The sequence below is a fragment of the Lelliottia jeotgali genome, from assembly GCF_977070485.1.
The window spans coordinates 102749-129334 of the sequence record NZ_CDRVFO010000007.1; the positions used below are offsets into that span (position 1 = coordinate 102749).

At 61.3% G+C, this 26586-nt stretch carries 28 protein-coding genes and 1 tRNA gene; 3 read left to right on the forward strand and 26 right to left on the reverse strand.

Going from position 1 to position 26586, the window contains the following annotated elements; all coding sequences use genetic code 11:
- Positions 1–52: 52 nt before the first annotated feature.
- The 19 genes from der to trmJ all read right to left on the reverse strand — a co-directional run bounded on the left by der (position 53) and on the right by trmJ (position 16650).
- Complete coding sequence (gene der / locus ACW4TB_RS12540) at positions 53–1516, reverse strand: ribosome biogenesis GTPase Der (RefSeq protein ID WP_012316132.1); 1464 nt, start codon at positions 1514–1516, stop codon at positions 53–55.
- Positions 1517–1633: 117 nt separating this feature from the next.
- Positions 1634–2803 carry an outer membrane protein assembly factor BamB gene (bamB, locus tag ACW4TB_RS12545; RefSeq protein ID WP_119687743.1) on the reverse strand — a complete coding sequence of 390 codons (1170 nt, stop codon included), beginning with the start codon at positions 2801–2803 and terminating at the stop codon, positions 1634–1636.
- Positions 2778–3419, reverse strand: a complete 642-nt coding sequence (locus tag ACW4TB_RS12550) for a tetratricopeptide repeat protein (RefSeq protein ID WP_012316134.1) — start codon at positions 3417–3419, stop codon at positions 2778–2780. Before ACW4TB_RS12550 ends, bamB begins: the two co-directional genes overlap by 26 nt.
- A gap of 39 nt (positions 3420–3458) precedes the next feature.
- Positions 3459–4748, reverse strand: coding sequence for a histidine--tRNA ligase (gene hisS, locus ACW4TB_RS12555; RefSeq protein ID WP_012316135.1), 1290 nt, complete (start codon positions 4746–4748; stop codon positions 3459–3461).
- Positions 4749–4772: 24 nt separating this feature from the next.
- A complete protein-coding gene (gene ispG, locus ACW4TB_RS12560; protein WP_279930636.1) occupies positions 4773–5882 on the reverse strand; it encodes a flavodoxin-dependent (E)-4-hydroxy-3-methylbut-2-enyl-diphosphate synthase in 1110 nt (369 codons plus the stop codon).
- 3 nt (positions 5883–5885) lie between these two features.
- On the reverse strand, positions 5886–6917 hold the full coding sequence (locus tag ACW4TB_RS12565) for a RodZ domain-containing protein (RefSeq protein WP_254466439.1): 1032 nt from the start codon (positions 6915–6917) through the stop codon (positions 5886–5888).
- Positions 6914–7675 carry a type IV pilus biogenesis/stability protein PilW gene (gene pilW, locus ACW4TB_RS12570; protein ID WP_012316138.1) on the reverse strand — a complete coding sequence of 254 codons (762 nt, stop codon included), beginning with the start codon at positions 7673–7675 and terminating at the stop codon, positions 6914–6916. Before pilW ends, ACW4TB_RS12565 begins: the two co-directional genes overlap by 4 nt.
- A gap of 13 nt (positions 7676–7688) precedes the next feature.
- Entirely contained in the window at positions 7689–8834 is a 1146-nt protein-coding gene (gene rlmN, locus ACW4TB_RS12575; protein ID WP_012316139.1) for a 23S rRNA (adenine(2503)-C(2))-methyltransferase RlmN, read from the reverse strand.
- 28 nt (positions 8835–8862) lie between these two features.
- Positions 8863–9288, reverse strand: coding sequence for a nucleoside-diphosphate kinase (gene ndk / locus ACW4TB_RS12580; RefSeq protein WP_012316140.1), 426 nt, complete (start codon positions 9286–9288; stop codon positions 8863–8865).
- A gap of 89 nt (positions 9289–9377) precedes the next feature.
- Complete coding sequence (gene iscX, locus ACW4TB_RS12585; RefSeq protein ID WP_003248529.1) at positions 9378–9578, reverse strand: Fe-S cluster assembly protein IscX; 201 nt, start codon at positions 9576–9578, stop codon at positions 9378–9380.
- A gap of 10 nt (positions 9579–9588) precedes the next feature.
- A complete protein-coding gene (gene fdx, locus ACW4TB_RS12590) occupies positions 9589–9930 on the reverse strand; it encodes an ISC system 2Fe-2S type ferredoxin (RefSeq protein ID WP_039604293.1) in 342 nt (113 codons plus the stop codon).
- A gap of 3 nt (positions 9931–9933) precedes the next feature.
- Positions 9934–11796, reverse strand: coding sequence for a Fe-S protein assembly chaperone HscA (gene hscA, locus ACW4TB_RS12595; protein ID WP_279930628.1), 1863 nt, complete (start codon positions 11794–11796; stop codon positions 9934–9936).
- A gap of 42 nt (positions 11797–11838) precedes the next feature.
- Positions 11839–12360, reverse strand: a complete 522-nt coding sequence (hscB, locus tag ACW4TB_RS12600; protein WP_012316143.1) for a co-chaperone HscB — start codon at positions 12358–12360, stop codon at positions 11839–11841.
- Positions 12361–12368: 8 nt separating this feature from the next.
- Positions 12369–12692 carry an iron-sulfur cluster assembly protein IscA gene (gene iscA, locus ACW4TB_RS12605; RefSeq protein WP_008092567.1) on the reverse strand — a complete coding sequence of 108 codons (324 nt, stop codon included), beginning with the start codon at positions 12690–12692 and terminating at the stop codon, positions 12369–12371.
- 42 nt (positions 12693–12734) lie between these two features.
- Entirely contained in the window at positions 12735–13121 is a 387-nt protein-coding gene (gene iscU / locus ACW4TB_RS12610; protein ID WP_007929523.1) for a Fe-S cluster assembly scaffold IscU, read from the reverse strand.
- Between the two features lie 46 nt (positions 13122–13167).
- A complete protein-coding gene (locus tag ACW4TB_RS12615; protein WP_012316144.1) occupies positions 13168–14382 on the reverse strand; it encodes an IscS subfamily cysteine desulfurase in 1215 nt (404 codons plus the stop codon).
- 52 nt (positions 14383–14434) lie between these two features.
- Positions 14435–14926 (reverse strand): Fe-S cluster assembly transcriptional regulator IscR, encoded by a 492-nt coding sequence (iscR, locus tag ACW4TB_RS12620; RefSeq protein ID WP_042111731.1) that lies wholly within the window; start codon positions 14924–14926, stop codon positions 14435–14437.
- A 179-nt stretch (positions 14927–15105) separates the two neighbouring features.
- The gene (cysE, locus tag ACW4TB_RS12625; RefSeq protein ID WP_012316146.1) at positions 15106–15891 is read right to left on the reverse strand and encodes a serine O-acetyltransferase; all 786 of its coding nucleotides are present in this window, start codon (positions 15889–15891) and stop codon (positions 15106–15108) included.
- Positions 15892–15894: 3 nt separating this feature from the next.
- Positions 15895–16650, reverse strand: a complete 756-nt coding sequence (trmJ, locus tag ACW4TB_RS12630; protein WP_012316147.1) for a tRNA (cytosine(32)/uridine(32)-2'-O)-methyltransferase TrmJ — start codon at positions 16648–16650, stop codon at positions 15895–15897.
- Between the two features lie 150 nt (positions 16651–16800).
- On the opposite strand from trmJ, the gene suhB reads away from it, so the two are divergent.
- Positions 16801–17619, forward strand: a complete 819-nt coding sequence (suhB, locus tag ACW4TB_RS12635; RefSeq protein WP_012316148.1) for a type III secretion system regulator SuhB — start codon at positions 16801–16803, stop codon at positions 17617–17619.
- A gap of 57 nt (positions 17620–17676) precedes the next feature.
- Here suhB and ACW4TB_RS12640 read toward each other — a convergent pair whose 3' ends face one another.
- The 6 genes from ACW4TB_RS12640 to queA all read right to left on the reverse strand — a co-directional run bounded on the left by ACW4TB_RS12640 (position 17677) and on the right by queA (position 23746).
- On the reverse strand, positions 17677–18222 hold the full coding sequence (locus tag ACW4TB_RS12640; RefSeq protein WP_042111733.1) for a glycine zipper 2TM domain-containing protein: 546 nt from the start codon (positions 18220–18222) through the stop codon (positions 17677–17679).
- A 120-nt stretch (positions 18223–18342) separates the two neighbouring features.
- Positions 18343–19251, reverse strand: coding sequence for a protein translocase subunit SecF (gene secF / locus ACW4TB_RS12645; protein WP_254466451.1), 909 nt, complete (start codon positions 19249–19251; stop codon positions 18343–18345).
- Positions 19252–19261: 10 nt separating this feature from the next.
- Entirely contained in the window at positions 19262–21124 is a 1863-nt protein-coding gene (gene secD, locus ACW4TB_RS12650) for a protein translocase subunit SecD (RefSeq protein ID WP_279930621.1), read from the reverse strand.
- Positions 21125–21186: 62 nt separating this feature from the next.
- The gene (yajC, locus tag ACW4TB_RS12655; RefSeq protein WP_008092587.1) at positions 21187–21522 is read right to left on the reverse strand and encodes a preprotein translocase subunit YajC; all 336 of its coding nucleotides are present in this window, start codon (positions 21520–21522) and stop codon (positions 21187–21189) included.
- A gap of 44 nt (positions 21523–21566) precedes the next feature.
- Positions 21567–22682: a tRNA guanosine(34) transglycosylase Tgt gene (gene tgt / locus ACW4TB_RS12660; protein ID WP_162144435.1), complete on the reverse strand. Its 1116-nt coding sequence runs from the start codon at positions 22680–22682 to the stop codon at positions 21567–21569.
- 14 nt (positions 22683–22696) lie between these two features.
- The gene (gene queA, locus ACW4TB_RS12665; protein ID WP_039602792.1) at positions 22697–23746 is read right to left on the reverse strand and encodes a tRNA preQ1(34) S-adenosylmethionine ribosyltransferase-isomerase QueA; all 1050 of its coding nucleotides are present in this window, start codon (positions 23744–23746) and stop codon (positions 22697–22699) included.
- Between the two features lie 108 nt (positions 23747–23854).
- Between queA and ACW4TB_RS12670 the strand changes: the two genes are divergently transcribed.
- Positions 23855–23939, forward strand: a tRNA-Leu gene (locus ACW4TB_RS12670).
- 116 nt (positions 23940–24055) lie between these two features.
- On the opposite strand, the gene ACW4TB_RS12675 is transcribed toward ACW4TB_RS12670, so the two are convergent.
- Complete coding sequence (locus tag ACW4TB_RS12675) at positions 24056–25387, reverse strand: Fic family protein (protein WP_279930619.1); 1332 nt, start codon at positions 25385–25387, stop codon at positions 24056–24058.
- Between the two features lie 415 nt (positions 25388–25802).
- Here ACW4TB_RS12675 and ACW4TB_RS12680 point away from each other — a divergent pair, with 415 nt between their 5' ends.
- On the forward strand, positions 25803–26411 hold the full coding sequence (locus ACW4TB_RS12680) for a trypsin-like peptidase domain-containing protein (protein ID WP_455842986.1): 609 nt from the start codon (positions 25803–25805) through the stop codon (positions 26409–26411).
- Positions 26412–26586: the final 175 nt, after the last annotated feature.

The following is a 26586-nucleotide window of genomic DNA, read 5'->3' on the forward strand; positions in this document are numbered from 1 at the left end:
TGTATCAGCGTCCGCTCATTCTTGCAGCTTGCGACTTGAAGTTTGCCGCTTGTCAGCGCTTGTCGCGGCGCTTCTTCTCGGCCTTCTTGTGGTGCGACATCAAGCGGCGCTTCTTGTTGACCTGGCGGTCTGTGAGGGTGTTCTTCTTGCCCTCGTACGGGTTCTCACCGCCTTTGTACTCGATACGGATCGGCGTACCGACCAGTTTGAGCACCCGGCGGTAAGTGTTTTCCAGGTAACGCGAGTACGACTTGGGAATCTTCTCGGTCTGGTTGCCGTGGATCACGATAAGCGGCGGGTTGGCACCACCGAGGTGGGCATAGCGCAGCTTGATGCGGCGGCCGTTGACCAGCGGTGGCTGGTGCTCACTGACGGCATCTTCGAGGATCTGTGTCAGGCGGCTGGTTGGCCAGCGGGTGACCGCCGATTTGAACGCGGCCTGCACCGACTTGTACAGGTGACCCACGCCGGTGCCGTGCAACGCCGAGATAAAGTGGATGTCGGCAAAGTCGACGAAGAACAGCCGGCGCTCCAACTCGGTCTTGACGTAGTCGCGCTCACCCGACTCCATGCCGTCCCACTTGTTCAGGGCGATGACGATGGCGCGGCCCGCTTCGAGGGCGAAGCCCAGCAGGTTGAGGTCGTGGTCGACCACACCTTCACGGGCGTCCATGACGAAGATCACCACGTTGGCGTCCTTGATCGCCTGCAGCGTCTTCACCACCGAGAACTTTTCGACTTCCTCGTGGATCTTGCCGCGCTTGCGCACGCCAGCGGTGTCGATGAAGGTGTACTTCTCGTTATCGCGTTCGAACGGGATATAGATACTGTCACGGGTGGTACCCGGCTGGTCGTAGACCACCACGCGCTCTTCGCCGAGCATGCGGTTGACCAGGGTCGACTTGCCCACGTTGGGGCGGCCGATGATGGCGATCTTGATGCCATCCTTTTCGCTCGGGCCGGGGATGCGTACCGCTTCCTCGCCTTCGGCAACCTCCTGGTCGAGGGCTTCTTCCTCAGCGTCGCGAGGAATGTGGCCCAGCACCGATTCCATCAACTGATTGATGCCTCGGCCCTGCGAGCCGGCCACCGGAATGGCATTGCCCATACCCAGCGGCGAGAACTCGGCGCGGGCGACGTCGGCGTCGATGTTGTCGATCTTGTTGGCCACCAGGATGGCCGACTTGTTCCGCTTGCGCAGGTGCTCGGCGATCATCTGATCGGCGGCAGTCATGCCGGCGCGGGCGTCGACCAGGAACAGCACATAGTCGGCTTCTTCGATGGCCATCAGCGACTGCTCGGCCATCTTCTCATCCATGCCCACTTCGTCACCGGTGATACCACCGGTGTCGATCAGGATGAAGGAGCGACCCTGCCAGCTGGCATCACCATACTGGCGGTCACGGGTCAGACCCGACAGGTCCCCCACGATGGCATCGCGGGTTTTGGTCAGGCGGTTGAACATGGTGGATTTGCCGACGTTCGGCCGTCCCACCAGGGCGATTACGGGAACCATGCGGCTCTCCACTCTTGAATTCTTGAAAATGCAAAGGCCGCTGCAAGGCAGCGGCCGGAGTTCGGGCGGCGTGTCCTACGCCGCAACTCAAGACCTGTCGTGGCCTTGAGCATAGCTTCAGCGGATGGTCAGTGCCTCGAGCTTGCCGCTGTTGCCAAAGACATAGATGGTGTCGCCGACCACCAGGGGCCGGGCGCGCAAGCCATCGCTGTCGATACGCTCACGGCCGACGAAACGGCCGTCGACCTGACTGAGCAGGTGCAGGTAACCTTCGAAGTCACCTACAGCCACGTAGCTGGAGAACACTTCCGGCGCCGACAATTGACGGCGCGCCATCGAGTCGTTGGTCCACAGTGCGCTGGAAGAACGCTCGTCGACACCCTCGACACTGCCCGAAGCTTCGCTGACATAGACGTTGCCAAAACCTTGGGCGACACCCACGTAGCTCGAGGCATCACGCTGCCACAGCACACGGCCGCTTTCCAGGTCCAGGCCCGCTACACGGCCCTGGTAGGTGCTGACGTACAGCGTACCACCGGACAGCAGCAGGCCGCCGTCGATGTCGACCACACGGTCCAGCTCGGAACGGCCCTGCGGGATCGCCACACGGCTCTCCCACACCGGCACGCCGTTGTTGATGTCGACCGCGACCACTTTGCCGGTGGACAGGCCGGCAACGGCCAGACGGTTGGTGACGATTGGCGCACCGGTGCCCCGCAGGGTCAGTACAGCCGGGGTGCTCTCGTAGATCCAGCGGCGGTCGCCGGTAGCGGCATCGAGGCCGATCAGACGGTCGTCCTGGGTCTGCACCACCACAACGTCACCGTTGTTGGCAGGCGGCGCCAGGACTTCGCTGGTTACGCGGGAGCGCCAGCGCTCTTCACCGGTGCTGGAGTCCAGGGCAATCACTTCACCCTTGAGGGTGCCGAGCATGACCAGGCCATAGCCAACGCCGACGGCGCCGGAAACGGGCAGCTCCAGATCCTGCTTCCACACTACGTCGCCAGTAATGCGGTCGAGGGCGAAGACTTCGCCATTGACGTCGCTGGCGTAGATGCGGTCGTTCTCGATGGCCGGCACCAGGGTATTGTAAGTCTCGCCCTGGCCGTCACCGATCGAACGGCTCCACTGCTTTTTCAGTACCACTTCTTCGGTGAACTTGGTCAGCTCGGCCGGAGGCAGTTCCTTCTTGCTGTTGCTGCTGCAACCTGCGGCCAGTACGGCCAGGGTCAGCACTGCTGCTTGTTTCCAACCGATCACGTCACGCGTCCCCTTTGGCCAAGTCATCCAGCTTCAGTTGCAGGCCACCGACCGCCGCCTCATCGGACAGCGCGGCCTTGGCTTTTTCATAAGCGCTGTGGGCATCGTCGGCACGACCCAACTGCACCAGCAGGTCGCCCTTCAATTCTTCACGGCTGGCCAAAAACGCCTTGTCGGCGTCGCCGTCGAGCAGCTTGAGCGCATCTTCAGCCTTGTCCTGGGCCGCGAGCACGCGTGCCAGGCGCTGGCGCGAAATTTCGCCCAGGGTGTCGTCAGCAGGCTTGTCGAGCACATTTTTGAGCTCAGCCGCGGCGTCGTCGAGCTTGCCGCTCTCTACCGCGACCTTGGCCACGAACAGGCTGCCGTACTGGGCGTAGGCGGTACCACCAAACTCGCTCTTGAGCTTGCCGGAAAGCTCCGCGACCTTGGTCGCATCCGGCTGCCCGCTCGGCGTCAGGCTGGTTTCAAGCAGGGCCTGATAAAGCTGCGATGCGCCTTGCGACTGGTTGTCCTGGTACTTGTTCCAAGTGTTCCAGCCCAACACCACCACGCCAGCCAGCAACGCACCGGTCAGCAGTGGTTTGCCGTTACGGTTCCACCAGTCCTTGACCCCTGCCAGGTCATCATCATCGGTACTCGACACCCCAATACTCCTTTTCGCCTATTCGCTTGTTGAACCGCGTTACGCCTGTGCGATCGCGGTTTCCAGGTGCTCAGCCAGAGCATCCCAGGCAATGTTCTGTTGTTCGCCCTGACCACGCAGGGGCTTGAGGCCAATCTCTTGCTTGGCCAGCTCATCGTCGCCCAGGATCAGGGCGAACAACGCGCCGCTCTTGTCGGCTTTCTTGAACTGGCTCTTGAAGCTGCCGCCACCGGCGTTGACCGCCAGGCGCAAGCCCGGCAGCCGGTCGCGCAGGCTTTCGGACAAGCGCAGGCCAGCCAGCTCCGCCTGTTCGCCGAAGGCGCACAGGTAGACATCGATCTGACGGTTGATGGACGCCGGTACTTTGCCCAGGGTCTCCAGCAGCAGGATCAGGCGCTCGATACCCATGGCGAAACCAACGCCGGTGGTCGGTTTGCCACCCATCTGCTCGACCAGGCCATCGTAGCGGCCGCCTGCGCAGACGGTGCCCTGGGCGCCAAGCTTGTCGGTGACCCACTCGAACACGGTCTTGCTGTAGTAGTCCAGGCCGCGCACCAGCTTGGTGTTGATCACGAACGGGATACCAGCGGCATCCAGACGGGCCTTGAGGCCCTCGAAGTGCACGCGGGAGTCTTCGTCCAGGTAGTCTTCCAGCTTCGGCGCGCCGACCAGCACCGCCTGGGTGTTCGGGTCCTTGCTGTCGAGGATGCGCAGCGGATTGCTCTTGAGGCGGCGCTGGCTGTCTTCGTCGAGTTGCTCCAGGCGCGCCGAGAGGAACTCGACCAGCGCGTCACGGTAGCGGGCACGGGCCTCGCTGGTGCCCAGGCTGTTCAGCTCGAGCTTGACCGCATCCTGGATGCCCAGCAGGCCCCACAAACGCCAGGTCAGCATGATCAGTTCGGCATCGATGTCCGGGCCGTCCAGGTTGAACACCTCGACGCCAATCTGGTGGAACTGACGGTAGCGGCCCTTTTGCGGACGCTCGTGGCGGAACATCTGGCCGATATACCACAGCTTCTGCACCTGGCCGTTGCCGGTGATGCCGTGCTCGAGCACTGCACGTACGCAGGCAGCGGTGCCTTCAGGGCGCAGGGTCAGCGAATCGCCGTTGCGGTCCTCGAAGGTGTACATCTCTTTTTCGACGATGTCGGTGACTTCACCGATGGAGCGCTTGAACAGCTCGGTGAACTCGACGATCGGCGTGCGGATCTGGCTGTACCCATAGGTGTCCAGCAGCCCGGCGACGGTACCTTCGAAGTAGCGCCACAGCGGCGACTGCTCTGGCAGGATGTCGTTCATGCCACGGATGGCTTGCAGCGATTTGCTCACGAAAAGTCCTTACGAATCTGTGTGTCAGCCGCGGGCGATCAGCGCCGCGTCGGCCTCGACCTTTTCGGCCGCTTTCTGGCGGATGAGCTTTTCCAGCTCATCGACCAGGTTGTCATTGGTCAGTTTCCGCGCCGGCTTGCCGTCGATGTAGATCAGGTTCGGCGTGCCGCCGGTCAGGCCAACGTGGGCTTCCTTCGCTTCGCCAGGGCCGTTGACCACACAACCGATCACCGCCACGTCCAGCGGTACCAGCAGGTCTTCCAGGCGCCCTTCCAGTTCGTTCATGGTCTTGACCACATCGAAGTTCTGCCGCGAGCAGCTCGGGCAGGCGATGAAGTTGATGCCACGCGAACGCAGGTGCAGCGACTTAAGGATGTCGTAGCCGACCTTCACTTCCTCGACCGGGTCGGCCGCCAGCGAAATGCGGATGGTATCGCCGATGCCTTCGGCCAGCAGCATACCGAGGCCGACGGCGGATTTCACCGTGCCGGAGCGCAGCCCACCGGCCTCGGTGATGCCCAGGTGCAGCGGCTGGATGATCTGCTTGGCCAGCAAGCGGTAGGCTTCGACGGCCATGAACACGTCGGAGGCCTTGACGCTGACCTTGAAGTCCTGGAAATCCAGGCGGTCGAGGTGCTCGACATGGCGCAGGGCCGATTCGACCAGCGCCGCCGGGGTCGGCTCGCCATATTTCTTTTGCAGGTCCTTTTCCAGGGAGCCTGCGTTGACACCGATACGGATCGGAATGCCACGGTCACGAGCGGCGTCGACCACAGCACGAACACGGTCCTCGCGGCCGATGTTGCCCGGGTTGATACGCAGGCAGTCGACACCCAGTTCGGCCACGCGCAATGCGATCTTGTAGTCGAAGTGGATATCGGCGACCAGCGGTACGCTGACCAGTTGCTTGATTTTGCCGAACGCCTCGGCGGCGTCCATGTCCGGCACCGAAACACGGACGATGTCGACACCGGCATCGACCAGACGCTGGATCTGGCCCACGGTGGCGGCGACATCATTGGTGTCGGTGTTGGTCATGCTCTGCACCGCAATGGGGGCATCACCACCCACCGGCACATTGCCGACCCAGATTTTGCGGGATTCGCGACGTTTGATCGGAGATTCGCCGTGCATGACTTACTGTCCCAACTTCAGGCGAGCGGTTTCGCCACTGGTGAACGGGGCAACATCGACGGCCTGGCCGTTGTAGCTGACCTGGGCGCCGCGGGCAAAGCCCAGGCGCACCGCGAACGGCGGCTTGCCGGTCAGCTCGAGGTTGTCGCCCTTGCGCTTGATGGCGCTGAACAGCACCTTGCCGTTGCCATCGGACACCTGGGTCCAGCAATCGGCGGTGAACTGGATTGCAACCTTGGCGCTGCCAGCCGGTACGGCGGCAGGCTCGGAGGCAATGGCCGGCACGCTGGCGGCAGGCGCAACAGGAGCGGCCTGGGCTACGGGGGCGGCTGGCGTGGCTGGTGCAGCAGGTGCTGCCGTTGTCGGCGCAGCCGCTTCAGCCTGTGCAGGCGCCTGCTGGACCGGCGCGGCTGCTGCGGCAGCCGGGGCGGCCTCGCTGCTGGCCTCGGCAACCGGCTCGGCAGGTGCCTGCTCCAGCGGCAGCGGCGCACTTTCGCCCTGCTGGCCTAAGGTAACCGCCTGGTCTTCAGGCTCGTCCAGCGGGTGGATCTGGGTGGTACCGTCGGCGCTTTCGACCTCGACATGCTCCAGGGCGATATTGGCCAGGTCCTTGCCGCGCAGGCTGCCCTGGTCCTGCCACCACAGGAAGCTGCCACCGACCACCGCAACCAGCAGCAAGAGGCTGACACCGCGCAGGATGTTGTGCGAAAGGCGCACCGGCTCTTCGATGCGGCCCAGTGAATGTACGTCGCTGCCCTTGGCGTGGGTACCGGTGTACTGGTCGAAGGCCTCGACCAGCGGCGCTTGGTCCATGTCCATCAGCTTGGCATAGGCACGGATGTAGCCACGGGCGAAGGTATGCCCTGGCAGCTTGTCGAAGGCACCGGTTTCCACGTGGTTCAGCGAACTTACGGTGAGGTTGAGCTTGCGGGCCACCTCGGCTTGCGACCACTCCCGTCTTTCGCGGGCCTGGCGCAACAATTCACCGGGGTTCTGGCCAGTCGCTGCTGCTACTTCGGGATGCGCGGCTTTCATCGTTGCTCCGACAGGTATTGCTGATATTCCGGCGTACCGGGATAAAGTCGTTGTAATTGCTGGCCCAGTTCGGCCTGTGTGCCCTGCTCGTCGAACACCCGGGCAAGGCGGCTGCCCAGCAGGAGGCTACGGGCATTGTGATCGCTCAACTGGCTGAAACGATCGTAGAAACCCCGTGCCGGCACATAATGCCTGTTTTCGTAGGACAACTCAGCCATTTCCAGCAACGCCCTGGGTTGCCGCTGGTTGAGTTGCAGGGCCTTGCTCAGATACGCCTGCGCCTGGTCACGGTTGCCGAGTTCCAGGGCTGTCAGGCCAAGGTTCTCGTAGACGCGCGAACGTTCAGGATACAGGGTATCGGCGCTGGCCAGGCGAAACATCTGCTCGGCTTCGGCGAAACGCTGCTGAGCATATAGGAAACTGCCGTAATTGTTGCGAATTCGCGTGTCACCGGGGCTTGCCGACAACGCTTTCTTGAAGTGTTCCTCAGCCAGCGCAGCTTCACCTTCGGCCTGAAACACCAGGGCCAAGGCTGCGTGGGCATCGGCATCCTTGGCATCGAGTACCAGTGCCTTGCCCAACGGAGCCTTGGCCTGCTCGGTCAAACCTTGTTGCAAATAGCCAAGCCCAAGCTGCACGTAAGCACGCCCCGCCTCCACGCGCCCCTGATGAGTGGCAAGAGGGTCGCTCGCGCCACCCGACACGCAGCCGGCCAGCAGCGAAAGCGCAAGGATCGACAGCGCGGCGCGCAGGCTCATGGCGGGCCCGGACTCAGTGGCGCACGGCGCTGTCTTGCAGCTCGGCGTCGGCAGACAGCTGACGTACGGCGATATAGCGCTCGCTGCGGCGGGTACGGTCATTGACCTGGCCGACCAGCTGGCCACAGGCGGCATCGATGTCATCGCCACGGGTGGTACGGGTGGTGACGTTGAAACCACCGTGATGCAGCAAGTCCTGGAAGCGGCGAATAGCGTTGTTGCTAGGGCGCTCGTAACCGGAATGCGGGAACGGGTTGAACGGGATCAGGTTGATCTTGCACGGTACATCGCGCAGCAGTTCGATCATCTGCGCGGCATGCTCGGGCTGGTCGTTGACGTCCTTGAGCAGGGTGTACTCGACCGTCAGCACGCGCTTGCCACCCAAGGTGGCCATGTAGCCCATGCACGACTCCAGCAACATCTTCAGCGGGTACTTCTTGTTGATCGGCACCAGCTGGTTGCGCAGTTCGTCATTCGGCGCATGCAGCGACAGGGCCAGGGACACGTCGATGTGCTTGGCCAGTTCGTCGATCATCGGTACCACACCGGAGGTGGACAAGGTGACGCGACGTTTGGAAATGCCATAGCCCAGATCATCCATCATGATCTTCATGGCAGCGATGACATTGTCGAAATTCAGCAGAGGCTCGCCCATGCCCATCATGACCACGTTGGTAATCGCGCGGTCGATCTTGGCCGGGACGGTCCCGAAGGATTTGTTGGCAAGCCACACCTGGCCGATCACTTCGGCGGCGGTGAGGTTGCTGTTGAAGCCTTGCTTGCCGGTGGAGCAGAAACTGCAGTCCAGGGCGCAGCCGGCTTGCGACGAAACGCACAGAGTACCGCGATCGTCGGTTGGGATGTAGACGGTCTCGACGCAGCTGCCGGAGGCAACGCGGATCACCCATTTGCGGGTGCCGTCTGCGGAAATGTCCTCACTGACCACTTCCGGTGGGCGAATTTCGGCAACAGCCTCGAGCTTTTCGCGCAAGGCCTTGCCGACGTTCGTCATGGCGGCGAAATCATCGACGCCAAAATGGTGAATCCATTTCATCACCTGGCCGGCACGGAAGCGCTTCTCCCCAATAGAGTCGAAGAATTGTTCCATTTCCGGCTGGGTCAGGCCCAACAGGTTGATTTTGCCAGTAGATGTCGTCATGGATTCACCCTCACCCGTAAGCTTTCGCTTAGCGAGTGGTTACCTCGGTAGCAGCGAAGAAGTAAGCGATTTCGCGAGCAGCAGCAGCTTCGGAGTCCGAACCGTGAACGGCGTTGGCGTCGATCGACTCGGCGAAGTCAGCACGGATGGTGCCGGCAGCAGCTTCTTTAGGGTTGGTGGCGCCCATCAGCTCACGGTTCAGAGCGATGGCGTTTTCGCCTTCCAGAACCTGAACGACAACCGGACCGGAAGTCATGAAGGCAACCAGGTCACCGAAGAAGCCGCGCTCGCTGTGCTCAGCGTAGAAACCTTCGGCTTCGGCTTTGGACAGTTGCTTGATTTTCGAAGCAACGATTTTCAGGCCGGCTTCTTCGAAGCGAGTGGTGATCTTGCCGATGACGTTTTTGGCAACTGCGTCAGGCTTGATGATCGAGAAAGTACGTTGAACAGCCATGGAAAACTCCAGAATATGAGTGTTGCGAAAAATTAAACCCGCGAATTATACGCGGGTTCCAGGGGATTGCCTAACCTGCAGCGTCACGCTTAGTCGGCTTCGTCTATCCAGGCCGCCTGGATGGCCTCGAGCACTTTCTCACCGCCGCGTGACGGATCGTCGCTGAATTCCGGCAAGGCCAGCACCCAGCGATGCAGATCGACGAAATTCACATAACGAGGATCGACTTCCGGCTTGCTTTCTGCAAGCTGGATAGCGATCTCAAGTACATCAACCCATTTCAGACTCATTGAAAAATCCTCAGTGGGGCGCTTCGGCAGCGTGGTTGAGCGAATATTTGGGGATCTCGATGGTCAGGTCTTGATCACCGACGACCACCTGGCAGCCGAGACGCGATTGCGCCTCCAAGCCCCAGGCCTTGTCCAGCATGTCCTCTTCGAGTTCGTCCGCTTCTTCAAGCGAGTCGAAACCCTTGCGCACGATGCAGTGGCAGGTGGTGCAGGCCTTCACGCCACCGCAGGCGCTTTCCATCTCGATGTGATGGTCGTGGGCAAGCTCCAGGATATTGGTCCCGGGCTCGACCTCCACGCTCAGCCCCTCTGGGCAGAACTTCTCATGCGGCAGGAATGTCACCAGCGGCATCGGTTACTCCTCGATCTCATTCAGGTTGCGCCCGGCCAGTGCGGCTTTGACCGTCGAATCAAGGCGACGGGCGGCAAATGCATCGGTCACCTGCGACAGACGCTTGGTCTGTTGCTCGATGGCAGGGCCATCGGTGCCGGTTAGCAAATCACGTAGTTCTTGCATCTGAAACTCGATGGCTTCGCGCTCTTCACTGCTGAGCAGTCGCTCGCCATCAGCGTCCAGGGCGCCCTGGACCGCTTCAAGCAGGCGCTCGCCGTCGACCTGGTGCTCACGAAGCTGACGCGCCTGCTTGTCGGAGCCTGCGTGCTCGAAGGAGTCCTTGAGCATACGTGCGATCTCACCGTCGGTCAGGCCGTAGGATGGCTTGACCTGGATACTGGCTTCTACGCCGGAACCCAGCTCACGGGCCGCGACGCTGAGCAAACCGTCGGCATCGACCTGGAAGGTCACGCGGATTTTCGCGGCGCCGGCAACCATGGCCGGAATACCACGCAGCTCGAAACGCGCCAGCGAACGGCAGTCGCTGATCAGCTCGCGCTCACCCTGCAGAACGTGAATCATCATGGCCGACTGGCCATCTTTATACGTGGTGAACTCCTGCGCGCGGGCCACCGGAATGGTGGTGTTGCGCGGGATCACCTTTTCCATCAACCCTCCCATGGTCTCAAGACCAAGGGACAGCGGAATGACGTCGAGCAGCAGCAGCTCACCGCCTTCGCGGCGGTTGCCGGCCAGGGTGTCAGCCTGGATGGCGGCGCCGATGGCCACCACCTGGTCGGGGTCGATCGAGGTCAGCGGGGTACGGCCGAACAGCGTACCTACTGCTTCACGCACACGCGGTACGCGGGTCGAACCACCCACCATGACCACCGCCCCCACTTCATCCAGCTCGACGCCACTGTCGCGCACGGCACGACGGCAGGCCTTGAGGCTACGGGCAATCAGAGGCTCGATCATGGCTTCGAAAGCGGCGCGGCTGAGCTCGCCCTGCCAGGCGCCATGGCTGACACTGACCACGTCGGTGTCGGTCAGGGCTTCCTTGGCGGCGCAGGCGGCCTGGAGCAGCTGGCGCTGGGTAGCAGGATCGAGGTCGGCGGACAGGCCGGCCTGCTCTATGATCCAGCTGGCAATGGCGTGATCGAAGTCATCGCCCCCCAGGGCGGTGTCACCACCGGTGGCGAGTACCTCGAACACACCTGCAGTCAGGCGCAGGATAGAAATATCGAACGTACCGCCGCCCAGGTCATAGATGGCCACCAGGCCTTCGGCATTCTGATCCAGGCCATAGGCCACTGCAGCAGCGGTCGGCTCATTGAGCAGGCGCAGCACATTCAGGCCAGCCAGTTTGGCTGCGTCCTTGGTCGCCTGACGCTGGGCATCGTCGAAATAAGCCGGCACGGTGATCACCGCACCCACCAGCTCGCCACCCAAGGTCGCTTCGGCGCGCTCGCGCAGCACCTTGAGGATATCAGCGGACACTTCCACCGGGCTCTTCGGCCCCTGGACAGTGTCGATGAACGGCATGTGCGACTCGCCGCCAATGAAGCGATACGGCAGCTGTTCACCCAGTTGCTTGACGTCGGCCAGGCCACGTCCCATCAGGCGCTTGACCGACAGCACGGTGTTCAGCGGGTCGCTGGCGGCAGCTTCACGCGCTGCCAGGCCGACCTCATTGTGGCCAGCCAGATAGCGCACCGCGGAGGGCAGAATGACGTTGCCCTGCGCATCGGGCAGGGGTTCACTGCGACCGCTGCGCAGGGCAGCGACCAGAGAATTGGTAGTACCCAGGTCAATGCCCACCGCCAGGCGACGCTGGTGCGGCTGGGGGGTTTGACCGGGTTCGGCGATCTGCAGTAGGGCCATGCTTATCTGAATACCTTAGGCGTCATCACGGGCAACGCCGGGTTAATCGTCGAGGCGCTCTTCTAGTTGGCGCACTTCCTGGGCGAGCTTGTCGAGGAACTGCATGCGGCGCATCAGGCGCTCGGCCTTGTCGCGCTCGGCAGGCACATCCCAGCAGGCGGCAAAATCCTCGTTGAGCTGTTCCTGAGCAGCCTTCAGGCGCTTCTTGAACACGGCGACACCGTCGAGGTCGGCTTCGTCCTGCAGCTCTTCGAGTTCCTCGCGCCACTGCATCTGCTGCAGCAGGAAGTCAGGGTCGTGGACCGTGACTTCCTGAGGCACCTCGTGGCCACCGATGGCCAGCAAATAGCGGGCACGGCGCGGGGCACTGCGCAGGGTCTGATAGGCGTCATTGAGGGCGGCGGATTTTTCCAGCGCTACCCGCTGCTCACGCTCGGAAGCGTCGGCGAAGCGGTCAGGATGAACCTCGCGGGCCAGCTCGCGATAGCGAGTGGCCAGCTTGTCGAGGTCCAACCGGAAGCACGGCTGGAGGTCGAACAGAGCGAAATGACAAGGAGTACCCACAGCCAGCCTCAGACGTTGAAGCTTTCGCCGCAGCCACACTCACCGCGTACGTTGGGGTTGTTGAACTTGAAGCCTTCGTTCAACCCTTCCTTGACGAAGTCCAGCTCAGTGCCGTCAAGGTAAACCAGGCTCTTGGGATCGATGATCACCTTGACGCCATGGTTCTCGAACACGGTGTCCTCGTCCGCCAGTTCATCGACGAACTCCAGCACGTAGGCCAGGCCCGAGCAACCGGTGGTGCGCACGCCCAGGCGGATGCCCTCGCCCTTGCCGCGCCCTTCGAGGGAACGCCGCACGTGGTTGGCGGCGGCTTCTGTCATGCTGATAGCCATCGGTACTTTTTCCTCAACGTCGGATACTTCGCAACAGGCGACTTAGATCAAGCCTTTCTTCTGCTTGTAATCGCGAACGGCTGCCTTGATGGCATCCTCGGCGAGTACCGAGCAGTGGATCTTGACCGGCGGCAACGCCAGTTCTTCCGCCAGCTGGGTGTTCTTGATGGTTTCAGCTTCGTCCAGGGTCTTGCCCTTCATCCACTCGGTGGCGAGGGAGCTGGAAGCGATGGCCGAACCGCAGCCGTAAGTCTTGAACTTGGCATCTTCGATGATGCCTTGCTCGTTGACCTTGATCTGCAGACGCATCACGTCACCGCACGCTGGGGCGCCGACCATGCCGGTACCGACATCCGGGTCCTCGGCATTCATCTTGCCGACGTTACGTGGGTTTTCGTAGTGGTCGATGACCTTTTCACTGTATGCCATGGTGCAATTCCTTCCTCATCAGGGAGCCGCTCTTGCCGGCGACTGCTTAGTGGGCGGCCCACTCGATCTTGGAGATGTCAACGCCGTCTTTGTACATGTCCCACAGCGGCGACAGCTCACGCAGTTTGTTTACAGCCTCGCAGACTTTCTGCGCGGCGTAGTCGACTTCTTCTTCGGTGGTGAAGCGGCCGAAGGAGAAGCGGATCGAGCTGTGCGCCAGCTCGTCGTTACGGCCCAGAGCGCGCAGTACATACGACGGCTCGAGCGAAGCGGAGGTACAGGCCGAACCGGACGATACCGCGATGTCCTTGAGCGACATCAGCAGCGACTCGCCTTCGACATAGTTGAAGCTCAGGTTCAGGTTGTGCGGGACGCGCGCAGTCTGGCTACCGTTGACATACAGCTCTTCGAGGTCCGAGACCTGCTTGAAGAAACGGTCGCTCAGGGCCTTGATGCGCTGGTTTTCAGCAGCCATTTCCTGCTTGGCAATGGCGAACGCTTCGCCCATGCCGACGATCTGGTGGGTCGGCAAGGTGCCCGACCGCATGCCGCGCTCATGGCCACCGCCGTGGATGATCGCTTCCAGACGCACGCGAGGCTTGCGGCTGACATACAGCGCGCCAATACCTTTCGGGCCGTAGGCCTTGTGCGCAGAGAACGACATCAGGTCGACTTTCAGCTTCTGCAGGTCGATTTCCACCTTGCCGGCCGACTGGGCGGCGTCAACGTGGAACAACACGCCGCGCGAACGGGTCAGTTCACCGATGGCGGCAATGTCGTTGATCGAGCCGACTTCGTTGTTGACGTGCATCAGCGAGACCAGAATGGTGTCGTCACGCAGCACCGCCTCGACCTGGGCCGGGGTGACGATGCCGTCTTCGCCTGGCTCGAGGTAGGTGACTTCGAAGCCTTCACGCTCGAGCTGGCGAGCGGTATCCAGGACCGCCTTGTGCTCGATCTTGGAGGTGATGATGTGCTTGCCTTTGGACTGATAGAAGTGCGCCACGCCTTTGATGGCGAGGTTGTCGGACTCGGTAGCACCGCTGGTCCAGACGATCTCGCGCGGGTCGGCGTTGATCAGCTCGGCAACCTGGCGACGGCCGTTTTCGACCGCTTCCTCGGCTTTCCAGCCAAACACGTGGGAGCGCGAAGCCGGGTTACCGAAGTTACCGTCGACCAGCAGGCAGTCGGCCATCTTCTGGGCGACACGGGGATCGACCGGCGTGGTCGCGGAGTAATCGAGGTAGATCGGCAACTTCATTGAGTATCTCCTATCAGGCGGTGGCGTCGCTCGTCGTCACTGTTAATAAAGGTCAGTCGACGGCGGACGTCTCAATCTTGTCCAGCTGGGCAGAACGGCCTGCGACACGACGCAGGTCCTGGCGCTGGGCGACTTCCTGCACCTCACGGCGCATGACGAGGTCGGCCAGGCTGATGCCGCTGAGGAATTCGTGGATCTGCTGGCTGAGGTCGCACCACAAGTGGTGGGTCAGGCAGGTGTCACCGGCATGGCAATCCCCAAGGCCCTGGCAACGGGTGGCATCGACCGATTCGTTGACCGCGTCGATGACTTGGGCCACCTGGATGGTTTCCATGCCACGGGACAGCTGGTAACCACCGCCCGGGCCGCGCACGCTGGATACCAGACTGCTGCGGCGCAGCTTGGCGAACAGCTGCTCCAGATAAGAGAGGGAAATGCCCTGGCGCTCGGAAATGTCGGCCAAAGACACAGGCCCATGCTGCGCGTGCAACGCCAGATCAAGCATGGCTGTCACGGCGTATCGGCCTTTGGTAGTCAGTCGCATGGCTAATGGATACCACGGGAGTTACAGGATGTGAGCGAGTATGCGATTCCCGAGCATTTAAGTCAACTATTAGACCTACTGCTTTAGTCGGGTTTGCATCTGGGAATGGGGCGCGATTGTAGCAGTAAAGGGGCGCGAGCACACGCCCCATATGTCAGTATGACTTCACTGCGGCGCGATCAATGCGACCGAGCGTCGCGCGGGACCGCTGCCGCAGTCTCGCTGAAGTCATCTTCGGGCAGGGCCGGCAGCTCCTTGGCGCAGTAGTCACTGCCCATTTTGGTCAATGCGCCGCACATGCCCTCCAGGCGCTCGTCGACAGCCTGCAGGTGGTCGAGCATCTGGCCGATGGCACGCGCCACCGGGTCAGGCATGTCGCCACTGACGCCGTAGGCATCGAAGCCGATCTTTTCGGCCATGGCCTTGCGCCTAGCCTCGACTTCGCTGTCTTCGCTCTTGACGATGATCCGCCCCGGAATGCCGACCGCCGTGGCACCTGCCGGCACCGCCTTGGTCACCACTGCATTGGAACCGATCTTGGCCCCGGCGCCTACGGTGAACGGGCCGAGCACTTTGGCCCCCGCCCCCACCACTACGCCGTTTTCCAGGGTCGGGTGGCGCTTGCCTTTGTTCCAGCTGGTGCCACCCAGGGTCACGCCCTGGTAAAGAGTGACGTCGTCGCCGATCTCTGCGGTTTCGCCGATCACGATACCCATGCCGTGATCGATGAAAAAGCGCCGCCCGATGGTTGCGCCGGGATGGATCTCGATGCCAGTCATCCAGCGGCCAAAGTTCGACACCAGGCGAGCCAGCCATTTGAAATCGCGCTTCCACAAGGCATTGCCCAGGCGATGCAACCAGATGGCATGCATGCCCGGGTAGCAGGTCAGCACCTCGAAGGCATTGCGTGCCGCCGGGTCCCGATGGAAAACGCTCTGGATATCTTCACGCAGACGTTCGAACATCTGTCAGTCCTTCCTTTTATGCGGCTCGCCCCGTGCGACCTTCTGGGTCTCGGTGAGGATACCGCGCAAAATGCTCATTTCCGGACGTTCCACCGAGCTGCGCCCGTACAGCCGGCGCAGGCGCGCCATCAGGTGCTTGGGCTTTTCGGGGTCAAGGAAGCCGATGTCCACCAGGGTTTTTTCCAGGTGCTCATAGAACAGCTCCATTTCGTCCATGGTCGCCAGCTCGCTGGCGTCGGCCTTTTCGACTTTCTGCGCCGTGCCTTCAGCCGCCAGCCAGGCCATGCGCACCTCATAGGCGAGCACCTGGACCGCAGCGGCCAGGTTCAGCGAGCTGAAGTCGGGGTTCGAGGGAATGTGCACGTGGAAGTGACATCGCTGCAGTTCTTCGTTGGTCAGGCCGGCGTGCTCACGCCCGAACACCAAGGCGATCTCCTCACCGCCGACGGCATGCTCCACGGCCTTGGCCCCGCATTCACGGGGGTCGATCAACGGCCAGGGAATACTGCGCTCACGGGCGCTGGTGCCCATGACCAGGCTGCAGCCGACCAGCGCCTGCTCAAGGCTGTCGACCACCTGGGCACCGGCCAGTACATCGTCGGCACCGGAGGCACGCGCACTGGCGTCTGCGGCGGGAAATTCTTTTGGCTGCACCAGCACCAGACGCGTCAAGCCCATGTTTTTCATGGCACGCGCAGCGCCGCCGATGTTGCCGGGGTGGCTGGTATTGACCAGAACAACACGAATATTTTGCAGCAAGGTGTTGTGCTCACAGATGCGGGTTTTAGGGGTTCGATCTTACAGAACCGACCAGCGTAACGCCATGAAAGCAAATGTGACACTTCTGCCGCCAAACTTTTCTGCTAGAATGTTCGGCTTTCTTCTTTAACATCTCCAGGTGACCCGCCCATGCAGCCTATGCTGAATATCGCCCTGCGCGCCGCTCGCAGCGCCAGTGAACTGATTTTCCGCTCCATCGAACGCCTGGATAGCATCAAGGTGGACGAGAAAGAGGCTAAGGACTACGTTTCCGAGGTTGATCGCGCCGCCGAGCAGAAGATCGTCGACGCACTGCGCAAGGCCTACCCGAACCACTCCATTCAGGGTGAAGAGACGGGCATGCACGCGGGCACCGGCGAAGAAGGCAAGGACTACCTGTGGATCATCGACCCACTGGACGGTACCACCAACTTCCTGCGTGGCATCCCGCACTTCGCCGTCAGCATTGCCTGCAAATACCGTGGCCGCATTGAACACGCCGTCGTTCTCGACCCGGTACGCCAGGAAGAATTCACCGCCAGCCGTGGCCGTGGGGCCCAGCTCAATGGCCGTCGCCTGCGCGTCAGCTCGCGCACCAGCCTGGACGGCGCCCTGCTGGGCACCGGCTTCCCGTTCCGTGACAGCCAGATGGCCGACCTGGACAACTACCTGGGCATGTTCCGCGCTCTGACTGGCCAGACTGCCGGCATCCGCCGCGCTGGTTCCGCCAGCCTGGACCTGGCCTACGTGGCCGCCGGCCGCTTCGACGCCTTCTGGGAGTCGGGCCTGTCCGAATGGGACATGGCAGCGGGCGTGCTGCTGATCCAGGAAGCGGGCGGCCTGGTGAGCGACTTCAACGGTGGCCACGACTTCCTCGACAAAGGCCACATCGTTGCCGGCAACATCAAGTGCTTCAAGGCCGTGCTGACCGCTATCCAGCCGCACCTGCCAGAGCACATGAAGCGCTAAGCGCAGATTGCAGGCACAAAAAAAGCACCTCGCGGTGCTTTTTTTGTGCCTGCAATATTATTGCTGCCCGGCGTCGCTCAGGATCAGCTTGCCATTCTTGTCCAGTGGGATGGTCGAGCCAGGCTCGCGATCCATCTTCACCTTGCCGACCTGGTCACCGATTGAGTAGGTCACGTTGTAACCAACGACCTTCTCACTGACATCGTTGACCGTGCTGCAACGGGTCTGCGTGGTGGTATAGGTATCACGCTCCTGCATGCCCTCCTGCACCTTGTTGCCTGCATAGCCACCACCGACCGCACCGGCCACGGTGGCGATTTTCTTGCCGGTGCCACCACCGATCTGGTTACCCAGCAAGCCGCCCGCCAGGGCGCCTACAACGGTACCGGCAATCTGATGCTGATCCTTGACCGGCGCCTGACGCGTCACGGCCACGTCCTTGCACACTTCGCGAGGGGTTTTCACCTGCTGCTTGATCGGCTGCACGTCGGTGACCTGGGCGTATTCGGGGCCTTTGTTCACCAAGCTGTAGGTCGCCACAGCACCTCCGGCAGTAACACCGACAGCACCCAGTACCGCACCCACCAGCATTGATTTATTCACTTGAACCTCCTGATTCATACCCGCGGGGTAAACCCGCCTGCTCCCAGCCTTGGAGCAAAAAAAAAGGCGCGAGTTCAACACTCGCGCCTTTTCGATCGCCGAACGGCGTAGGGCTATGCCTTAAGGACGATCATCCACACCGTCGGTCTTGGCCGGCGGAATCAGGTCTTCGCTGTTCAGGTTCAGCCAGATCAGCACCACGTTGGCGATGTAGATCGAGGAGTAGGTACCCGCCATGACACCGATGAACAGGGCCAGGGAGAAGCCGAACAGGTTGTCACCGCCGAAGAACAGCAGCGCAGCGATTGCCAGCAGAGTCGAAACGGAAGTGGCTACGGTGCGCAGCAAGGTCTGTGTGGTCGAGATATTGATGTTCTCGATCAGCGAAGCCTTGCGCATCACGCGGAAGTTCTCACGCACCCGGTCGAACACCACGATGGTGTCGTTGAGCGAGTAGCCGATGATCGCCAGCACCGCAGCCAGCACCGTCAGGTCGAAGGTGATCTGGAAGAACGACAGGATACCCAGCGTCACCACCACGTCGTGGATCAGCGAGATGATCGCGCCTACGGCGAACTTCCACTGGAAGCGGAAGGCCAGGTAGATGAGGATGCCGCCCAGCGCCAGGAGCATGCCGAGGCCCCCCTGGTCACGCAGTTCTTCACCCACCTGCGGACCAACGAACTCGACGCGCTTGACCGTCGCCGGGTTGTCACCGCCAATCTTCTGCAGGGCTTCGGCCACCTTGTTACCCAGCATCGGGTCATCGCCAGGCATGCGCACCAGCAGGTCGGTGGTAGCACCGAAGCTCTGTACCACGGCTTCGTTGAAGCCGGATTCGACCAGCTCGGCACGTACCGCCTTGAGGTCGGCCGGGCGTTCGTAGGTCAGCTCGATCAGCGTACCGCCGGTGAAGTCCAGGCCGAAGTTCAGGCCCTTCTGCCACCAGCTGAACAGTGCCAGCACGGTAAGGAGCACGGTTATGGCGAACGCAACATTGCGCACGCCCATGAAGTTGATGGTTTTCATCGTCGCTCCCTCAAACCCACAGCTTCTTGATGTCACGCCCGCCACAGGTCAGGTTGACCAGTGCACGGGTCACCATGACGGCGGTGAACATCGAGGTGAAAATCCCGAGGGACATGGTGACGGCAAAGCCCTTGACCGGCCCGGTACCCATGGCGAAGAGGATGCCGCCGACCAGCAGTGTGGTCAGGTTGGCATCGACGATCGCCGAATACGCCCGGTTGAAGCCTTCATGAATTGCGCGCTGCACCGACATGCCCGCAGCGATCTCTTCACGGATACGCGAGAAGATCAGTACGTTGGCGTCGACCGCCATACCCATGGTCAGCACGATACCGGCGATACCCGGCAAGGTAAGGGTGGCACCCAACAGCGACATCAATGCCAGCAGCAAGACCATGTTGCCCGCCAGGGCGATGGTTGCCAGCACACCGAACGCGCGGTAGATGGCGATGATGAACAGCGAGACGAACAGCATGCCCCACAGCGACGCATCGATACCCTTGGTGATGTTGTCGGCACCCAGGCTTGGGCCGATGGTACGTTCCTCAGCGAAGTACATCGGCGCGGCCAGGCCACCGGCCCGCAGCAGCAGGGCCAGTTCGGACGATTCACCCTGACCGTCAAGGCCGGTGATGCGGAACTGGCTGCCCAGCGGCGACTGGATGGTCGCCAGGCTGATGATCTTCTTCTCTTCCAGGAAGCTCTGCACCGGCACGTCCTTCTCGACGCCGTTGACAGTCTGCTTGACGTAGCGGGTAACCGGCTTCTGCTCGATGAAGACCACCGCCATGCTGCGCCCGACATTGCTGCGGGTCGCGCGGCTCATCAGCTCGCCACCGTGGCCGTCGAGGCGAATGTTCACCTGCGGGCGTCCATGCTCGTCGAAGCTGGCCTGGGCGTCGGTGACCTGGTCACCGGTGATGATCAGGCCACGCTCGACCTGGGCGGAACGGCCGCCCTCACGGAACTCGAAGACCTCGGTAGTAGCCCTGGACGCGCCTGGCTCGGCACCGAAGCGGAACTCCAGGTTGGCCGTCTTGCCGAGGATACGCTTGGCTTCGGCAGTGTCCTGCACGCCTGGCAGCTCGACCACGATGCGGTTGGCGCCCTGGCGCTGAACCAGCGGCTCGGCGACGCCCAGCTCGTTGACGCGGTTGCGCACGGTGGTGAGGTTCTGCTTGATCGAGTATTCGCGGATCTCGGCGACTTTAGCCTGAGTCAGCGCCAGACGCAGCACGGCGGTTTCATTACGCTCGCTGGTGGTCAGGTCGAAATCACTGAAATTCTTGCGGATCAGGGCACGTGCCTGTTCGCGGGTGGCATCGTCGGCGAAGCCCAGCATGATGCCGCCATCCTGCTGAGGCAGGCTGCGGTAGCGGACGCGCTCTTTGCGCAGCAAGGTCTTGACCTCGCCTTCGTAGACTTTCATGCGGGCGCTCATGGCCTTGTCCATGTCCACTTCCAGCAGGAAGTGCACACCACCGGACAGGTCCAGGCCCAGCTTCATCGGGCTTGCACCCAGGTTACGCAGCCATTGCGGAGTGGTCTGGGCCAGGTTCAGGGCCACGACATAATCATCGCCCAGTGCCTTGCGCACTACATCCTTGGCTGGCAGCTGGTCTTCCTGGTTGCTCAGGCGCACCAGCGCGCTGCCCTTCTCACCCAGGCTTGCACCCTTGACGGTGATACCGGCTTCGGCCAGCGCCTTGCTGACGCGGTCGAGGTCGGACTGGTTCACCTGCAGCGCCGAGCTGGCACCGCTGATCTGCACCGCCGGGTCATCCGGGTAGAGGTTGGGAGCGGAATAAATAAAACCGATCGCCAGTACCAACACGATCAGTGCGTATTTCCACAGAGGGTATTTGTTCAGCATCACGCCGCCCGTTCAAGACGCGGGGCGCGTTGCGCGCCCCGACTGGAAAAAAAACCGGTAACTCAGATAGCCTTGAGCGTACCTTTTGGCAGGGTCGCGGCAATGGCGCCCTTCTGGAACTTCAGCTCGACAGTGTCGGACACTTCCAGAACCACGAAATCATCGGAAACCTTGACGATCTTGCCAGCGATGCCGCCGTTGGTGACAACTTCATCACCTTTTTGCAAGTTGCTCAGCAGGTTCTTCTGCTCTTTGGCACGCTTGGCCTGCGGGCGCCAGATCATCAGGTAGAAGATGACCAGGAAACCGACCAGGAAAATCCACTCGAAGCCGGTGCCGGCTGGGCCAGCGGCGGGTGCAGCAGCGTCCGCATAGGCGGCGGGGATCAAGAAGCTCATTGGGCACTCCAGTTGCTTAAGTTTTAATTAGATGGTGCGAACAATCAGTCCAAAGGCGGCACAGGCAGCCCGCGCTTGGCATAGAAGGCGTCGACAAAGGCGGCCAATTTACCCTGTTGAATAGCCTCGCGTAAACCGGCCATCAAGCGCTGGTAATGGCGCAAGTTGTGGATGGTATTCAGCATGCTGCTCAACATTTCGCCGCACTTGTCCAGGTGATGGAGATAAGCGCGGGAGAAGTTCGTGCAGGTGTAGCAATCACAGGTCGGATCCAGCGGCGAATCATCGTGGCGATGGAACGCGTTGCGGATCTTGATCACCCCTGTATCGACGAACAGATGGCCGTTGCGCGCGTTACGCGTCGGCATCACGCAGTCGAACATGTCGACGCCGCGGCGCACACCCTCAACGAGATCTTCAGGTTTGCCTACCCCCATAAGGTAACGAGGTTTGTCAGCAGGCATCTGGGCCGGCAGGTAATCCAGCACCTTGATCATTTCGTGCTTGGGCTCGCCCACCGACAGGCCACCGATGGCCAGGCCGTCGAAGTCGATATTGACCAGCGCTTCCAGCGAGCGCATGCGCAAGTCCTGATACATGCCGCCCTGGACGATGCCGAACAGCGCCGCAGTGTTGTCCCCGTGGGCGTTCTTCGAACGTTGCGCCCAACGCAGCGACAGTTCCATGGAGGTGCGCGCCACATCGTGCTCTGCCGGGTACGGTGTGCACTCGTCGAAGATCATCACGATGTCTGAACCCAGGTCACGCTGCACCTGCATGGACTCTTCCGGGCCCATGAACACCTTGGAGCCATCCACTGGGGAGGCGAAGGTCACGCCCTCCTCCTTGATCTTGCGCATGGCACCCAGGCTGAACACCTGGAAACCACCCGAATCAGTCAGGATCGGGCCTTTCCACTGCATGAAATCGTGCAGGCCGTTGTGCTTCTTGATCACCTCGGTGCCTGGGCGCAGCCACAGGTGGAAGGTGTTGCCAAGGATGATCTCGGCACCAATGGCCTCGATGTCACGCGGCAGCATGCCCTTGACCGTGCCATAGGTACCCACCGGCATGAACGCCGGGGTTTCGACCGTGCCACGGGGGAAGGTCAGGCGGCCACGACGGGCCTTGCCGTCGGTGGCCAGCAGTTCGAAGGACATTCGACAGGTGCGACTCATGCTTGATCCTCTGGGCCGCGTGGCGCCGGATTGCGGGTGATGAACATGGCATCACCGTAACTGAAGAAGCGGTACCCCTGCTCGACCGCCGCCGCGTAGGCAGCCATGGTCTCGGGGTAACCGGCGAATGCCGAGACCAGCATCAGCAGCGTGGACTCCGGCAGGTGGAAGTTGGTGACCAGGGCGTCGACCACATGGAACGGCCGGCCTGGGTAGATGAAGATGTCGGTATCGCCGCTGAAGGCCTTGAGCACCCCATCGCGTGCCGCGCTTTCCAGCGACCGTACGCTGGTGGTGCCAACCGCGACCACACGGCCACCTCGGGCCCGGCAGGCCTCGATGGCATCGACCACATCCTGGCTCACTTCGAGCCACTCTTTGTGCATGTGGTGGTCTTCGATCTTGTCGACCCGCACCGGCTGGAAGGTGCCAGCACCCACATGCAGGGTGACGAAGGCGCGCTCCACGCCCTTGGCGGCGATCTTGTCCAGCAGCGCCTGGTCGAAGTGCAGGCCAGCGGTTGGCGCGGCTACGGCACCTGCACGTTCGGCGTACACGGTCTGGTAGCGCTCACGGTCGGCGCCCTCGTCCGGGCGGTCGATGTAGGGCGGCAGCGGCATGTGCCCGACACGCTCGAGCAATGGCAGCACCTCTTCGGTGAAGCGCAGTTCGAACAGCGTGTCGTGGCGCGCAACCATTTCGGCCTCGCCACCGCCGTCGATGAGGATCACCGCGCCTTCTTTAGGCGCCTTGCTGGCACGCACATGGGCGAGCACGCGGTGGCTGTCGAGCACACGCTCGACCAACACTTCCAGCTTGCCGCCGGAGGCTTTCTGGCCGAACAAACGCGCCGGGATGACCCGGGTGTTGTTGAACACCATCAGGTCGCCGGGGCGCAGGTAGTCGAGCAGATCGGTGAATTGCTTGTGCGCCAGCGCCCCGCTCGGCCCATCGAGGACCAGCAGTCGGCTGCCATGGCGCTCGGCCAGAGGGTGGCGGGCGATCAGGGAATCGGGGAGTTCGAAGGAAAAATCGGCGACGCGCATGATGATGTTCGGGTTCGGCAGGGCCGGGAAGTTTAGCCCAATGCGTGAAAATTGACCATGAAAGCCGATTGACCGACCTGAATCACCTCTCTATACTGCGCGCCACACGCCCTGATGGCGGAATTGGTAGACGCGGCGGATTCAAAATCCGTTTTCGAAAGGAGTGGGAGTTCGAGTCTCCCTCGGGGCACCAAGATCCGGAAAAAACCGACCTTATGGTCGGTTTTTTTATGCCTGCGGTTTGACCAGAGGGCTCTCCCTACCATCTTGCAAAAACGGGGCAAGGGTTCAATAACCAGGCACGTGAAATCATGAGGGTCGCCCTGCCTTGATCCACTCCGTTACTTGTCTCATGGTCAGCCGATACCTGGCGCAGTTGTGCAGCGCCAGGATATCCAGTTCAGCCTGCAATAAAGGCTGAAACTGCCTTTTCTCGTCCTCTGAAAGAGGCAGCCCGGCTACCACTGAACCGGCTGTCAGCCTGTCACGTACGACGGCACCAATCGCCTCGTTCAACACCTCTCGATACTGCAGGCGAACAGGGTCCGGAACCCCCATTGCTTCAAGCATCACGCCATACTTGCTGATCGACCTGCGATAGACCCAGACAAACAGATCCGCCGCCATCGCCATGTCACGCTGCTCGTACACCCCCATCATCGCCAGAGCATAGTCCTGCGGGTTTACGTCAAGGAACGACAAAGGCGAGCAGTTGTAGAGCATCAGCGGTATGTTCGCCGCCAATCGACTTGTGCGTTTGTTGCCATCTTCGAACGGTTGCAGGTAGGCCAGGTTTATCCACAAGAAGAATGCCGCCTCGATGGGATTCTTGATCTGACGCGCCTTGTCGAGTATCAACTCGAACATCTCTTCCAACAGTGAGGGCACCTGGGTTGGGAAATAGGTCGTACCGCTGATGTTCACTACTGTCTGGCGAATACTGCCCAGGGCATTGCTGTCTGCCAGCAGATCCTGCATCAGCAAGCCATGCAAGTTGCGGATCACGGCTGAGTTGAGCCCGTATTCCGGCACTGCATCGACCATGAATTCGATGGCCGCCTTGTGATTGAGCAACATGACCGCATCCAGATCCCCCTGCGTCACACCACTTTCGAACAGCCTCTGGGTGTCGAGCAGCGTATAGCGGTTGCCTTCCAAGCGTGACGAGGACCATGACAGGTCAATCAACAAAGGTTCGAGTACTTTGCGCGCGTAGGTGCCGGCTGGCTGCTGCCCCCTCATCCGCCCTTCAGCCTCGAGTACAACCGTCAAGCTGGGTGACAGCCAGGCAGTCTGGTTCGGCTGGTAGCTGTCTACAAGGTCGCGGTGATAGGTGACGACTTCGCGCATTGCCAATGGACGAGTCAAAGACTTGCGCAGGGCGAGACTCGCAGGCGACCAAGGCAGCTCAGCAGAAAGAGGCTGCGCAGGCGCACTATCTGGTAATTGGGCAACTGCTGTGACCAGGCGATAACGCGTGATGCGTCCGTCCTTCTCCCGCTGAACCTGACCTGCCTCCAACAACGCATCGAGGTGACGCTTGACTGTGGACCAACTCGCATCGAGACGCTCGGCGATCTCGCGCGATCTTAGGCTCTGATCGTTCTGAAGCACTCTCAGAATCTTGTTTGGCAATGTCATGGCGTCTCCGGATATAGCTCAATGCAGCTCAATATAGCTCAATCCAGCTCAATGCAGCTCAACGCAGCTCAACGCAGCTCAATCCAGCTCAATGCAGCTCAACGCAGCTCAACGCAGCTCAACGAGCTGACACCAGCTCACCCATCACCGAAAGCCCTTTTCAACCCCGCCGATTTTGACGCCACCCCAATGACCACGGCACCTCCAGCCATGCCTGGAATCTATTGGCCTCCCTCGTCACCCCCACCTAAGATGTCATTCGTCGGATATACACAGAAAGTATTGATAGCGTAATAGCACTTAGCCATAGTCGCGCTCCCATTTCTCAATGCCCGTGCAAATCATGAAATCAACTGTGCCCTGTCTGGCAGCAATGATGCTGCTCAGTGGGTGCAATGGAGTGCCAACGTCCTACGTGTCAGACCCCGTCTACGATCAGGCTTTCGTGGTCACATCCGGTGCACCGCTGCCGATGCTGTTGATGGCCACTGCCATCCAGTGGAACGAAGACTATGCGGTAACCGCCAAGCACACCCCCTTCCTGCGCAACGTGGTCCATGAAGGCCTGGGTGATGTGGTGTTCTTCAAGCACAAGGCTGCCCGGGTGCCGCTCTGGCGCCAGTATGTGCCGGGCGAGTCCGTGACAGCGGTCGGCTTCAACAGCCTGATGATGCCGGTGCAGGGCAAAGGCCACACCCTGGCTTCACTGGTACGCCTGGAAGGCACGCCAGGCAGCGTGTTCTATTCGGTGCACGATGGCCCGATGGTCAAAGGCATGTCCGGTGGCCCGGTGTTCGCCGAAGATGGCAAGGTCGTTGGGATCAATGTCGCCTTCATCGCCAAAGATGAAATCGATGCGCGCAACCGCCCAGACCTTGCCGACAAAGAACGTATCAGCGTGTTCATGTCGTATAGCGAAATCGACAAGGAATGGCGCCGGTTCCAGTATCTGGCCAATAAAACGAGGCCCAAGGCCGCGCCTGCCGCAGTCAAGGGGTATGTCGTGGTCGCAGCCACACCTTGACTTGAACCTGAGCTCAAGCACAGCGCTCAGCCTGGCATATGATGAGGCCAGCACGACTCATGCAAAGGGACCTGCCATGGCAGGCGTCGGATGGCAAAAGGGTCGCGTTGGCGAAATCAAAACTTCTTGCAACATCAACCACCGAACCTTATCCGACCCTCGACGTCCGATTCTG